This is a genomic window from Telluria sp. ZT3P39 (assembly GCF_059685935.1).
The window spans coordinates 1-13,245 of sequence record NZ_JCASIH010000042.1; the positions used below are offsets into that span (position 1 = coordinate 1).

11 protein-coding genes and 1 rRNA gene are annotated in these 13,245 nt (G+C 64.2%); 9 read left to right on the forward strand and 3 right to left on the reverse strand.

Features of this window, described 5'->3' with window-relative positions; translation table 11 throughout:
- From rrf to AC56LR_RS21160, 3 genes are all read left to right on the forward strand, one after another.
- Window positions 1-107, forward strand: a 5S ribosomal RNA gene (gene rrf / locus AC56LR_RS21150); the annotation flags it as partial.
- A 135-nt stretch (window positions 108-242) separates the two neighbouring features.
- Window positions 243-1,256: an aspartyl protease family protein gene (locus tag AC56LR_RS21155; protein WP_497133387.1), complete on the forward strand. Its 1,014-nt coding sequence runs from the start codon at window positions 243-245 to the stop codon at window positions 1,254-1,256.
- Window positions 1,257-1,363: 107 nt separating this feature from the next.
- Window positions 1,364-1,663: a hypothetical protein gene (locus tag AC56LR_RS21160; protein WP_497133389.1), complete on the forward strand. Its 300-nt coding sequence runs from the start codon at window positions 1,364-1,366 to the stop codon at window positions 1,661-1,663.
- 20 nt (window positions 1,664-1,683) lie between these two features.
- Here the strand turns inward: AC56LR_RS21160 and AC56LR_RS21165 are convergent, their stop codons facing one another.
- Together AC56LR_RS21165 and AC56LR_RS21170 are read right to left on the reverse strand one after the other, a co-directional pair.
- Entirely contained in the window at window positions 1,684-3,129 is a 1,446-nt protein-coding gene (locus AC56LR_RS21165; RefSeq protein ID WP_497133391.1) for a DHA2 family efflux MFS transporter permease subunit, read from the reverse strand.
- Between the two features lie 89 nt (window positions 3,130-3,218).
- Entirely contained in the window at window positions 3,219-3,734 is a 516-nt protein-coding gene (locus tag AC56LR_RS21170) for an acyloxyacyl hydrolase (protein ID WP_497133393.1), read from the reverse strand.
- Window positions 3,735-3,911: 177 nt separating this feature from the next.
- Between AC56LR_RS21170 and AC56LR_RS21175 the strand changes: the two genes are divergently transcribed.
- Both AC56LR_RS21175 and AC56LR_RS21180 read left to right on the forward strand, forming a co-directional pair.
- Window positions 3,912-4,610, forward strand: coding sequence for a suppressor of fused domain protein (locus tag AC56LR_RS21175; RefSeq protein ID WP_497133395.1), 699 nt, complete (start codon window positions 3,912-3,914; stop codon window positions 4,608-4,610).
- Window positions 4,610-4,840, forward strand: a complete 231-nt coding sequence (locus tag AC56LR_RS21180; protein WP_497133397.1) for an NAD(P)-binding domain-containing protein — start codon at window positions 4,610-4,612, stop codon at window positions 4,838-4,840. Before AC56LR_RS21175 ends, AC56LR_RS21180 begins: the two co-directional genes overlap by 1 nt.
- Before the next feature lie 59 nt (window positions 4,841-4,899).
- Here the strand turns inward: AC56LR_RS21180 and AC56LR_RS21185 are convergent, their stop codons facing one another.
- On the reverse strand, window positions 4,900-6,093 hold the full coding sequence (locus tag AC56LR_RS21185) for a M20 aminoacylase family protein (RefSeq protein WP_497133399.1): 1,194 nt from the start codon (window positions 6,091-6,093) through the stop codon (window positions 4,900-4,902).
- 138 nt (window positions 6,094-6,231) lie between these two features.
- On the opposite strand from AC56LR_RS21185, the gene AC56LR_RS21190 reads away from it, so the two are divergent.
- The 4 genes from AC56LR_RS21190 to AC56LR_RS21205 all read left to right on the forward strand — a co-directional run bounded on the left by AC56LR_RS21190 (window position 6,232) and on the right by AC56LR_RS21205 (window position 13,092).
- Window positions 6,232-8,334, forward strand: coding sequence for a molybdopterin-containing oxidoreductase family protein (locus AC56LR_RS21190; RefSeq protein ID WP_497133401.1), 2,103 nt, complete (start codon window positions 6,232-6,234; stop codon window positions 8,332-8,334).
- Window positions 8,335-8,359: 25 nt separating this feature from the next.
- Window positions 8,360-9,460: an aminopeptidase gene (locus AC56LR_RS21195; protein ID WP_497133407.1), complete on the forward strand. Its 1,101-nt coding sequence runs from the start codon at window positions 8,360-8,362 to the stop codon at window positions 9,458-9,460.
- Between the two features lie 158 nt (window positions 9,461-9,618).
- Window positions 9,619-11,310: a long-chain-fatty-acid--CoA ligase gene (locus AC56LR_RS21200; protein ID WP_497133403.1), complete on the forward strand. Its 1,692-nt coding sequence runs from the start codon at window positions 9,619-9,621 to the stop codon at window positions 11,308-11,310.
- 99 nt (window positions 11,311-11,409) lie between these two features.
- The gene (locus tag AC56LR_RS21205; RefSeq protein ID WP_497133405.1) at window positions 11,410-13,092 is read left to right on the forward strand and encodes a long-chain-fatty-acid--CoA ligase; all 1,683 of its coding nucleotides are present in this window, start codon (window positions 11,410-11,412) and stop codon (window positions 13,090-13,092) included.
- The last annotated feature ends 153 nt before the right edge of the window (window positions 13,093-13,245 follow it).

Consider the following 13,245-nt stretch of genomic DNA (forward strand, 5'->3'; position numbering starts at 1 on the left):
GACCATAGCAAGTCGGTCCCACCCCTTCCCATCCCGAACAGGACCGTGAAACGACTTTGCGCCGATGATAGTGCTGCAACCAGTGTGAAAGTAGGTTATCGTCAGGCTAGTTATAAGCAAAACCCCACCGGTGATCCGGTGGGGTTTTTTGCGTTATGGCAGCAGGGTAATTTGCGCGGCCTTGCTCCAGGGTCCATCCCGGTCTCTATACTGGATCTTCACGCAACCACCTCGTCGATCCCATGACCCTTGCTCGCCGCGTTCCCTTGTCTTCCTTGTTACGCTATGCCCTTGGCTCCAGCTTCGTGTTTTCCCAGGCGGCCTTCGCCCATTCGCTGCCCGCAGGCTGCGAGATGAACGAGCAACCGAGCTTGCCGATCACGATCACCGAGGACATGCGTCCGGTCGGAAAGGCCAGCATCAACGGCAATGCCGTTCCCGTCATGCTCAGTACCGGCGCGGCAGAATCGGTGGTGTTCAACAAGAAGACGCTGGATCGCCTCGGCATCGCAGTGCGCAGTTCGACGAGCAAGATGTCTGCAGAAGATGACCGCAATCCAAAAGGCGTGGATCTGGTGCGCGATATATCGCATGCCTTGATCAAGGAGTTTTCTTTTGGCGTGGCCAGCGCCAAAGACAATACCTATATGGTCGAGGATTTCATGGACGACAGTTTCGGGGTAAGGATGGGCGCCGGTACCCTGCTGCAAACGGATCTCGAAATCGCCCTGGACGCCGGCTATATCAAGCCTTTCAAGCCGAGCGGCTGCATTCGCGCCCACCTGGCCTATTGGGACCCGCAGGCGGTCCCGGTCCCGGCCTGGCACGATCCATGGAAGCGCGAGCCGCGCCTGATATTCAACGTCCGTATCGGCGGCACCGACCTGCGCGCCTTGCTGTCGACCGCTACGCCGTATTCCTACCTGCCCAAGTCCACGGCCGAACGGCTGGGCCTGACGCCGAATTCGCCCGGCGCCGTGCGCGAAGACCCCTTGCCCGGCCACGCTCCCGACAAGCCGGTGTGGAAAGTGTCGCTTCCATCGATGGCGATCAACACCCTCGAAGTCAAGGACATGGACCTGCGCCTGATGGATCTGCCCCATTCCGGCGAGATCCTGGTACTGGGCGCGGATTTCCTGCACCGGCACCGCATCTATATCGCCACGAGCCAGAAGCAGATCTATTTCTCGCCGATCACCACGCCGCGGGCGGTGAAGCGCGGCGAGGTGAAGGTGATCCCGCACATACTCAACTGAACTACGGCCGCGCCCGGTCGCTGGGTCGTGCAAGCTTGAGGCCCTGACATTGCATATACGCCTACCCGGACTACACTGAACTAGCTTCGCCTTTTCCGGGGGCCGACATGACTATCCACATCCACTCGTCGCTGCGGCGCGTCGCCGCCGCGCTGCTGCTGGCCAGCGGGCTGGGAGGCTGCGCCGTCTATGGCCCTCCATATGCCTACGACAGCCCCTATCCGGCTTATGGCTACCCGACCTATGTCGGGCCGCCGGTCTCGCTGGACCTGGGATTCGCTTTCCATGATGGCCCTCGCCATGGGCATTACCGCCACCACGGCCACGGCTGGCGTGGGCATGGCGGCTGGGGACACCATCGCGGAGGCTGGGGGCATCATCGCGGCGGCCATCGCGGCCGGCATTGACCGGGCGGCGGGCCGGCGGGCTAGCTGCCGAGCGGCTGGGCCACCGGCTCGGCTTCCTTCGCCTTGACCTGGCCACGGCTGATGCTGTCGCCGTCGTTGCGGCGCAGGCGCCAGAAGATCAGGGACGATACCAGCGTCATGACGGCCAGCGTGCCGAAGCCATGGTGCAGCGCCTGCGACACCAGCACGCGGTTGTCCTGCGCCACCGGCCCCAGGAACCAGGCCGTCACGATCGATCCAGTCGCCAGGCCGAAGCTCATCGACAGCTGCTGGAAGGAGCTGGACATGGTACTGGCCATGCTCGAGTCTTTCGGCTCGATGTCGGCATAGGCCAGCGTGTTCATGCTGGAGAACTGCAGCGAATTGAAGAAGCCCTGGGCCAGGCTGATGGCGACGATGACGTAGAAGGGCGTGCTCGGGCCCACCAGGGTGAACATGGCGATCGTCAGGCCGATGAGGACGGTATTGACCATCAAGACCTGGCGGTAGCCGAAGCGCGCCAGCAGCCTGGGCGCGAACATCTTCATCCCCATCGCGGCGGCCGCCGCCGGCATCATCAACAGGCCCGACTGCCAGGCCGGCAGCCCCAGCCCCAGCTGGTAGAGCAGCGGCAGCAGGAAGGGCATGCCGCCGACGCCGAGCCGCGTGAAGAACCCGCCCGCCACCGAGATGCGGAAGGTGCGCACCTTGAACAGGGTCAGGCGCAGCAGCGGGTGCTTGATGCGAAGGGCATGCCAGGCATAGCTCGCCAGCAGCGCCACCGACAGGGTCAGCATGAGCCCGCCCGTCACGGCATCGAGCGTGTGCTCCCCGAAGACTTCCAGCAGCCAGGACAGGATTGCCGTGCCGCTGCTGAACAGGAGCAGGCCGATCAGGTCGAGCGGGCGCTTTTCGTGGCCCTGGTAGTCCGGCATGTGCTTCCAGACCAGGTAGAGCGCCACCAGCCCGACCGGGACGTTGACGAAGAAGATCACGCGCCACGAGGTCCAGTGCACGATCAGCCCGCCGACGGTCGGCCCCAGCAGCGGACCGATCAGCGCCGGGATGATCACGAAATTCATCGCGCCCAGCAGCTCGTTCTTGGGAAAGGTGCGCACGATGGCGAGGCGCCCGACCGGCATCATCATCGCCCCGCCCAGTCCCTGCAGCAGGCGCGCGGCCGTCATCATGGAAGCAGTCGGCGCCAGCCCGCACAGCACCGAGGCAATCGTGAAAATGGTAATGGCGGTGAAGAAGACGCGGCGGGTGCCGAAGCGGTCGGCCATCCAGCCGCTGAGCGGGATACCGACGGCCAGGCCGAGGATGTAGCTGGTGACCACCGACTTCAGGCTGAGGGGAGTGACCTGCAGGCTGGCCGCGATGCTGGGGATGGCGGTATTGACGATGGTGGCGTCGAGCTGCTCCATGAACAGGGCAGTCGCCACCAGCCATGGCAAGTAGCGTTTGATCGTGCTGGGGTCGGTCAATCGGGCCTCGTGTTGCTTGCAGGCCGGACGGCCCTCCTGGCCCGATTCTTACATAAATCGCAGCCGGGCCACGCTCGGCTGCCGCCATGTCAGAAGCGGTAGGCGGCCTTGGCGATCACCCAGTTCGCGCCGCCGTTCGGGCGCTTGATGCTGGCGTTCGAGTAGTGCTGGAGCCTCAGGCCGAAGTCCCATTTGGCGGTGGTATAGCCCACGCCCACGTGGTCGGCGAACTGGAAGGCGGTGGACAATTCCTTGTCGCGGTTCTTGTACAGGCTGGAGAACAGGCTGACGCCGACGCCCGCTTCGCCATACAGGCCCAGCTTGCTGTCGTTCTGGTAGCGCAGCACCGGCGTGAAGCCGACGACGGCGAGATTCTTGTCGCGGCCGGCTTCGTTGGCATAGGCATTCAGGCGCCACAGGGCGAGATCGGCCTCCCAATAACCCGACAGGTGGCGGCCGCTGCCTGCGAACCAGCGCTGCTGCCATTCCTTCTGCACGGCGACGCGCAGCATGCGCTGCTGCGGGTTAGTGCCGACCTCGACCGACGCGGAATCGACCAGGCCGTCGGCGGCATGGCCGGCCGGGGCGAAGACTACGGCGGCCAAGCTGATGGCAACAGCGGCCAATTTCTTCAAAATGAGCATAATACGCCTTCTTAACTGGGTAGAAATTGTGCAATGCGCTATTGTACTAGCGTGAACAATCCGGCGCTGTCCGCCACCCGTGCCGTGGCGCGGGTATGATAGACGCTCCGCAAAACGCGCCTCATTTACCGATTCCGCATGACTGAACCGATCTCCACGCCGCTCTACCCGCTCGCCCACCCGACCCAGCAGCAGGCTGCCCCCGCCACGCTGCCGCACGACCCGGTCGCGGACCACATTGCCCAACACCTCGGCCGGATCGACACCGTCTTCCACGACACCGTGGCCGACCCGGTCCAGGTCGATATCCACGTGGTGCCGGCCAATGCCCGGACGCCTTTCCTGCGGCTGGTGACCTCGGGCATGAGCAGCCGCGCGATGACGGCGCCGGAAGGCGCGCCGCCCTACGCCGAGCTGATGATGGCCTTGCCGGCGGACTGGAAGCTCGATGCGCAATCGGTGCAGGACGAGCGCTGGTACTGGCCGGTCGCCCTGCTGCGCCACCTGGCCCACTATCCCCACCAGCACGCCACCTGGCTCGGCCTCGGCCACACGGTGCCCAACGGCAGCCCGGCCAAGCCGTACGCCAAGGGCGTCGAGTTCACCGGCGCGATCCTGCTGCCGCCGGCCTCGGCGCCGGAAGCGTTTGCCTCGCTGACGCAGGATGGCAAGGACATCTATTTCCATTGCGTCGTGCCGCTGTATGAAGCCGAGCTGAACCTCGTCAAGCGCAAGGGCTTCCCGGAACTGCTCGACGCCTTCAACGAGAAGGGTGTGACCGACCTGGTGGTCCCGGGTCGCAAGAACACCGTCAAGAAATTCCTCGGCCTGTTCTGATGACGACCATCGCCTTCCTCGGCATCGGGCTGATGGGAAGGCCGATGGCAAGCCGGCTCGCGCAGGCGGGTTCGCAGTCAGGCTTTAGTGTGCGCGCATGGAACCGGACCTTTGCGAAGGCGACGCTGCCGGTGACGGAGCAGACGAGCTCCCGTAGGGTGGGCGGCTTCGCCGCCCGCGCGTTCAACCAACACAAGCGCAGCCGCGCAGGCAGCATTACCGTGATTTGAACGCGCGGGCGGGAAACCCGCCCACCCTACGAAAAACCATCCATTGAACCGCCGAGCGCTTACACCGCCGGCAAACTCATCTCCACCAGCTTCACCCAATAACTTGCCCCAATCGGCAGCAGGTTGTCATTGAAGTCATAGCTGGTGTTATGCAGCTGGCACGGCCCCAGCCCATGCCCACCCGCGCGGTGCGCGCCCTCGCCATTACCGATGAACACATAGCAGCCCGGCTTCTCCTGCAGCATGAACGCGAAATCTTCCGCCCCCATGGTCGGCTCGACATTCGTGTCGACCCGCTCGGCGCCCACCACCGCCCGCATCGCCTCCACCGAAAACGCCGTCTGCTCCGGATGGTTGATGAGCGGCGGGTAATTGCGCTTGAAGGTGAAATCGACCGAGGCATTGAACGCCGCCGCCACACCCGAGGCCATCTCTTCCATGCGGCGCTGGATCAGGTCGAGCACGCCGGTCGAGAAGGTGCGCACGGTGCCGACCAGCTCGGCTTCGTCGGGAATCACATTGGTGGCGCTGCCTGCGTGGATTTGCGTGATCGACAGCACCGCCGATTCCAGTGGATTCTTTTCGCGCGAGACGATGGTTTGCCAGGTCTGGGCGATCTGCACCGCCACCATCACCGGATCGATGCCGCGGTGCGGCTGCGCCGCGTGGCAGCCCTTGCCGCGCACGGTCACGCGGAACTCGTTACTGGAGGCCATCATCGGCCCGGCCACCACGCCGAAATTCCCCTCCGGGATGCCCGGCCAGTTATGCATGCCGTACACCGCCTCCATCGGGAACTGTTCGAACAGGCCATCCTCCATCATGCGGCGCGCGCCGCCGCCGCCTTCTTCGGCGGGCTGGAAGATCAGGTAGACGGTGCCGTCGAAGTTGCGGTGCTGCGCCAGGTGATGGGCGGCGCCGAGCAGCATGGCGGTGTGGCCATCATGGCCGCAGGCGTGCATCTTGCCCGCATGGGTTGATGCGTGCGCGAAGGCGTTCGTCTCCTGCATCGGCAGTGCGTCCATGTCGGCGCGCAGGCCGATCGCACGCTTTGATGCACCGTGCTGGATGATGCCGACGACACCGGTCACGCCCAGCCCGCGCACGATCGGGATGCCCCATTCGGTCAGGCGCGCCGCCACCACGTCGGCAGTGCGTTGTTCTTCGTAACAGAGCTCCGGATGCGCATGCAGGTCGCGCCGGATCTCCTGCAACTCCGTTTGAAAAGCGAGGATAGGTTCCATGAGCTTCATCTGACTCTCCGTTTTTTGTCACGCTGACATTGCACACTTTGAACTATTGTAGCCTGCCTCAAACAGTGCTTGAAAGAGGGGGTACGGGGAGGCCGGGAATCGGATAAAGTATTGGTTTCACGAAGCATTTTCCCGTCCATGTCCGTCACCCAAGTCCGCGCTGCCTGCCCCCACGATTGCCCCGATACCTGTGCGATCCTCGTCACCGTCGACAAGGGCGTGGCGATTGAAGTGAAGGGCGATCCGGAGCATCCGACGACTGCGGGCGTGCTGTGCACCAAGGTCGCGCGCTATGTGGAGCGCACCTATCACCCGGACCGCGTGCTGTACCCGATGCGCCGCGTCGGCCGCAAGGGCGAGGGCAAGTTCGAACGCATTACCTGGAACGAGGCCATAGATGAGATCGCCACGCGCCTTGGCGCAATCGCCGCGCGCGATCCTGAAGCAATTCTCCCGTACAGCTATGCAGGCACCATGGGACTCGTCCAGGGCGATTCCATGTCTTTGCGGTTCTTCAACAAACTCGGGGCGTCGCTGCTGGACCGTACCATCTGCGCCACAGCCGGTGCGACCGGTTACAAGTACACCATCGGTGGCTCGATCGGCACCGACATCGAACAGTTCCAGGACGCGAAGCTGATCCTGATCTGGGGCGGCAATCCGATCGCCTCGAACCTGCACCTCTGGATGCGCGTGCAGGAAGCCAAGCGCCGAGGCGCGACGCTCATCGCCATCGATCCCTACCGCTCGCTCACGGCCGAGAAATGCCACCAGCACATTGCCCTGCTGCCGGGCACGGACGCCGCGCTGGCGCTGGGCATGATGCACGTGCTGATCCAGGAAGACCTGGTCGACCACGACTACATCGCCAGCTACACGCTCGGCTATGAGGAATTGAAAGCGCGCGCCCTGGAATGGACGCCGCAGCGCACCGCGGAAACCTGCGGCATCACGGCCGGCGAAGTGGTGGAACTGGCGCGCCTGTACGGCCAGGTTGCCAGGAGCGGCGAGGGCGCGGCGATCCGCATGAACTACGGCCTGCAGCGCGTGCGCGGCGGCGGCATGGCGGTGCGCAACATCGCCTGCCTGCCGGCCCTGGTGGGCGCCTGGCGCCACAAGGCCGGCGGCGTGCAGCTCTCGACCTCGGGCTCCTTCCCCACCGATCGCGCGGCGCTGCAGCGCCCCGACCTGCTGGGTGGCCGCGCCCCGCGCACCATCAACATGACCACCATCGGCGACGATTTGCTGAAAGAAGCGTCGCCCGAATTCGGCCCGAAGATCGACGCCGTCATCGTCTACAACGCCAACCCGCTGGCGATCGCGCCCGATTCAGCCAAAGTCCAGAAGGGCTTCGAGCGCGAAGACCTGTTCACCGTCGTGCTCGAGCACTTCCGCACCGACAGCGCCGATTACGCCGACATCCTGCTGCCGGCCACCACGCAGCTCGAGCACGTCGACGCGCACCTGGCCTACGGCCACCTGTACATGATGGCGAATAACGCCGCCATCGCCCCTAGCGGCGAAGCCAAACCGAATACCGAATTCTTCCGCCTGCTGGCCGCGCGCATGGGTTTCGATGACCCCTGCTTTTCCGAGACCGACGACCAGCTGGCCGCGCAGGCCTTCGACAAGAAGCACGAGCGCGCGATCCACTTCGATTGGGAGTCGCTGAAGAAAAAGGGCTGGCAGAAGCTCAACATGCCGGACGCGCCGTTTGCCGAAGGCGGCTTCCCCACCCCCTCGGGCAAGTGCGAGTTTTACTCAGCCAGCATGGAACGCGACGGGCTCGATCCGCTCCCGGCCTATATCCCCCCATATGAATCTGCCGCCTCCAACCCGGAGCTGGCACGGAAGTACCCGCTGGCGATGATCTCGCCTCCGGCCCGCAACTTCCTGAACTCGACGTTTGTGAACGTGCAGAGTTTGCGCGCAACCGAGGGCGAGCCGCACCTCGACATCCACCCGAACGATGCGGCCCGCCGCGGCATCGCTCACGGCGAGATGGCGCGTATCTTCAACGACCGCGGCTCATTCGTTGCCCGTGCACGCGTCACCGACAAGGCGCGCGAAGGGCTGGTGGTGGGCTTGTCGGTCTGGTGGAAGAAACTCGCCAGCGACGGCAAGAACGCCAACGAAGTGACCAGCCAGCGCTTGACCGACATGGGCAGGGCGCCCACCTTCTACGACACCCTGGTGCAGGTTGAACAAGCCTCACCCCCGACGCGAGATGAAAACCTCTAGATTTTCCCAGGCCTTCCGGCCATTCATGGGGGCCGCAGCTGCGGCCCTGATGTTGTCAAGCTGCTCATCCCTCAACTACTACTCCCAGGCCGCACAAGGCCAGCTCGAACTTCTGGCGGATTCCCGTCCGATCGACGACTGGCTGGCCGATCCACGCACCGCGACACCGCTGCGCCACCGGCTCGAGACGGCGCGCCAGATCCGCCGCTTCGCCATCCAGGAACTGAAACTGCCCGACAACGGCAGCTACACCAACTTCACCAAGCTCGAACGCCCCTACGTGCTGTGGAACGTGGTCGCCACGCCCGAACTGTCGCTCAAGCCCATGCAGTGGTGCTTCCCGGTGGCCGGCTGCGTGAACTACCGCGGTTACTACAGCAAGCAGGATGCGCAGGCCTATGCCAAGGAGCTGCGCGCCCAGGGCAACGACGTGGAAGTGGGCGGCGTCAGCGCCTACTCCACGCTGGGCTGGTTCAGCGACCCCTTGATCTCGACCTTCATCAACTACCCGGACGCCGAGCTGGCGCGCCTGATCTTCCACGAACTGGCGCACCAGGTGGTGTACGTGCAGGGCGATTCGAAGTTCAACGAATCCTTCGCCAGCGCGGTGGAAGCGGCCGGCGTCGAAGGCTGGCTGGAGCGCTTCGGCAACCCGATGATGACCGAGGCCTTCGAGCGCTACACGCTGCGCAAGAAGGATTTCATGGCGCTGCTGGTGCGCTACCGCGGCGAGCTGGAAAAGACCTATGCCAGCAAGATGAGCAAGGATGAGAAGCGCGTCTCCAAGGGGAGATTGTTCGTGGCGCTGAAGGACGATTACCAGGTCCTCAAGGCGAACTGGGGCGGCTATGCCGGCTACGACCGCTTCTTCGCCGAGCCGCTGTCGAACGCCCACCTGGCCTCGATCGCCACCTACAACGACTTCGTGCCCGCCTTCCGCGCGCTGCTGCGCAAGGAGCGCTCCTGGCCGGCCTTCTACAAGTCGGTCAACCAGATCGCCAAGCTCGACAAAGCCGATCGCCACCGCGTGCTCAAGAGCCTGGCGGCGCCGGCGGCCACCAGCCCGCTGGTCGTGCAGCGCAGCATGGGGGGCGGGAAGATAGAGGACGCGTTCCAAAAGCCGTAAAAGAGCTTGCGCGCACGCACGCTGCCCGATAGCATCACCATCAGGCGATAGCAAAGGCGCAAGCTTCGCGCGCGCGCAGGCAAGGGACATCAAGACTCCTGCTGCGCGCCGCGGCCGCTCGGACCATAACGATAACTATTTCGAGACAGAGGCATCCGATGGACAAAATGTGGCTGAAGTCGTACCCCCCGAACGTACCTGCTGAGATCAATCCGGACCAGTACCAGTCGCTGGTGCACATGCTGGACGAATCGTTCAGCAAGTATGCCGACCGCAATGCCTACGTTTGCATGGACAAGTTCCTGACTTACGGCGAACTGGATGCCTACTCGAAGAAGCTGGCCGCCTGGCTGCAAAGCCGCGGCATGCAGCCCGGAGCGCGCGTGGCCATCATGATGCCGAACGTGCTGCAGTACCCGATCGCGATCGCGGCCGTGCTGCGCGCCGGCTACACCGTGGTGAACGTGAACCCGCTCTACACGCCGCGCGAGCTCGAGCACCAGATCACCGACTCGGGCAGCGAAGCGATCATCGTGCTCGAGAACTTCGCGCACACCGTGCAGCAGGTGATGAGCAAGACCCCGCTGCGCCACGTGGTGGTGGCGAGCATGGGCGAGATGCTGGGTGGCGCCAAGGGCATGCTGGTCAACTTCGTGGTCCGCAACGTCAAGAAGATGGTGCCCGAGTTCTCGCTGCCGAACATGGTGCGCTTCAAGGATGCGCTGTCGCAGGGCGCGAAGATGCCGTTCTCGCCGGCCGCGCCGAAGGCTTCCGACGTCGCCTTCCTGCAGTACACCGGCGGCACCACGGGCGTGTCGAAAGGCGCCGCGCTCACGCACCGCAACGTGATCGCCAACGTGCTCCAGACCGAGGCCTGGGCCAAGCCGGCGATGGGCGACGTGGGCAATGGCGAGCAGACCGTGATCGTGTGCGCGCTGCCGCTGTACCACATCTTCGCGCTGACGGCCTGCGCGATGTGGGGCATGCGCACCGGCTCGCTGAACGTCCTGATCGTGAACCCGCGCGACATCCCGGGCTTCATCAAGGAGCTCGGCAAGTACAAGATCAACATGCTGCCGGCGGTGAACACGCTGTACAACGCGCTGGTCAACCACCCTGACTTCGCCGGCCTCGACTTCTCGGGCCTGAAGATCTGCAACGGCGGCGGCATGGCGGTGCAGAAGGCCGTCAACGACAAGTGGAAGCAGATCACCGGCACCAGCATCATCGAAGGCTACGGCCTGTCGGAGACCTCGCCGGTGGCCACCTGCAACCGCGCCGACGTCAAGGAATTCACCGGCACGATCGGCCTGCCGGTGCCGTCCACCGACATCGCCATCCTGGACGACGAAGGCAAGCCGATGGCCATCGGCCAGATCGGCGAGATCGCCATCCGCGGCCCGCAGGTGATGGCCGGCTACTGGAACCGCCCGGACGAAACGGCCAAGGTCATGACGCCGGACGGCTTCTTCAAGTCGGGCGACGTCGGCATCATGGACGAGCAGGGCTACGTGAAGATCGTCGACCGCAAGAAGGACATGATCCTGGTCTCGGGCTTCAACGTCTACCCGAACGAACTGGAAGGCGTGATCGCCGGCCATCCGGGCGTGCTGGAATGCGCCGTGATCGGCGTGCCGGACGAGCATTCCGGCGAGGCGGTCAAGGTATTCGTGGTGAAGAAAGACCCGAACCTGACCGCCGAGCAGCTGATGGACTACTGCAAGCAGCAGTTCACGGGCTACAAGAAACCGAAATACATCGAGTTCCGCGACGAGCTGCCGAAGACCAACGTCGGCAAGATCCTGCGGCGCGCGCTGCGCGACGAGAAGCAGCCCGCCCAGACGGCGTAAGCTCGCACGGAAGCCGGTTGGCAGAAGCCGCCCGTATCCCGGGCGGCTTCGCGTTTTAATGGCTTGGTTACAAGCGACTACATGGAAGGTGAGGCACGGATGGACAAGTTTTGGCTCAAGTCGTATGAGGAAGGCGTACCTGCGGAGATCGACCCGACGCAGTACCGCTCCCTGACGCACCTGCTCGAGGAGGCGTTCCGCAAGTACGCCGACCGCAAGGCTTACGCGTGCATGGGCAAGTCCCTCACCTTCGCCGAACTCGACCGCTTATCGAGCCGCATGGCCGCCTGGCTGCAAAGCCGCGGCATGCAGCCGGGCGCGCGCGTGGCCATCATGATGCCGAACGTGCTGCAGTATCCGGTCGCGATGGCCGCCGTGCTGCGCGCCGGCTACGTCATCGTCAACGTCAACCCGCTCTATACGCCGCGCGAACTGCAGCACCAGCTGAAGGATTCCGGCGCCGAAGCCATCGTCGTGCTCGAGAACTTCGCGCACACGCTCGAGCAGGTGATCGCCAACACCCAGGTCAAGCACGTCGTGGTCGCCACCATGGGCGACCTGCTGGGCGGCCTGAAGGGCACGCTGGTCAACCTGGTGGTCCGCAAGGTCAAGAAGATGGTGCCGGCCTTCTCGCTGCCGGGCGCGGTCGGCTTCAAGCGCATGCTGGCGGACAGCAACGGTCTCACCATGAAGCCGGTCGCCATCGGCCATGACGACATCGCCTTCCTGCAGTACACCGGCGGCACCACGGGCGTCTCGAAAGGCGCCGTGCTGCTGCACAAGCACGTGATCGCCAACGTGCTGCAAAACGAAGCCTGGTTCGCCCCGACCCTGAGCAAGATCAAGCCGGGCGAGCAGGCGCAGTTCGTGTGCGCGCTGCCGCTGTACCACATCTATGCGCTGACCGTGTGCGCGCTGCTGGGCCTGCGCGTGGGCGGCATGAACCTGCTCATCCCGAACCCGCGCGACATCCCGGGCTTCATCAAGGAACTCGGCAACTACCGCATCAACATCTTCCCGGCCGTGAACACGCTGTACAACGGCCTGGTGAACAACCCCGAATTCGCCAAGCTCGATTTCTCGGGCCTGCTGGTGTGCCCGGGTGGCGGCATGGCGGTGCAAAAAGCCGTGGCCGACAAATGGCTGGCGCTGACCGGCATCCCGATCGTCGAAGGCTACGGGCTGTCCGAGACTTCGCCGGTGGTCACGGCCAACCGCTGCGACATCACCGACTTCACCGGCACCATCGGCCTACCGCTGCCGTCCACCGAGATCCGCATCCTGGACGAAGCGGGCCAGGAAGTCCCGTTCGGCACCGCCGGCGAGATCGGCGTGCGCGGCCCGCAGGTGATGGCCGGCTACTGGCAGCGCGACGACGAAACCGCCAAGGTCATGACGGCCGACGGCTTCTTCAAGACCGGCGACATCGGCATCATGGACGACAAGGGCTATACCCGCATCGTCGACCGCAAGAAGGACATGATCCTGGTGTCGGGCTTCAACGTCTACCCGAACGAGATCGAAGGCGTGGTGGCGGCGATGCCGGGCGTGCTGGAAGTGGCCTGTGTCGGCGTGCCGGACAAGAATTCGGGCGAGGCGGTGAAGCTGTACATCGTGAAGAAGGATGCTTCGCTCAGCAGCGAAGACGTCATCGCTTACTGCAAGGAGCAGTTCACCGGCTACAAGCGGCCGAAGTATGTCGAGTTCCGCGAGACGCTGCCGAAGACGAATGTGGGCAAGATTTTGCGGCGTGAACTGCGGGACGAGAAGACGTCGGCGTAAGCTAATACTGTGGTTGTTAACTTGGGTCCCGGCCTTCGCCCACTGCTGTCCGGAATAATGTTCTTGACGTCCTCCATTAGATCAGTCTGAGCTGACGGGAAGCCACTTCGGCTTCCCGTCGTCGCTTTTTCTTGTAGTACGACTCTGTCAGCA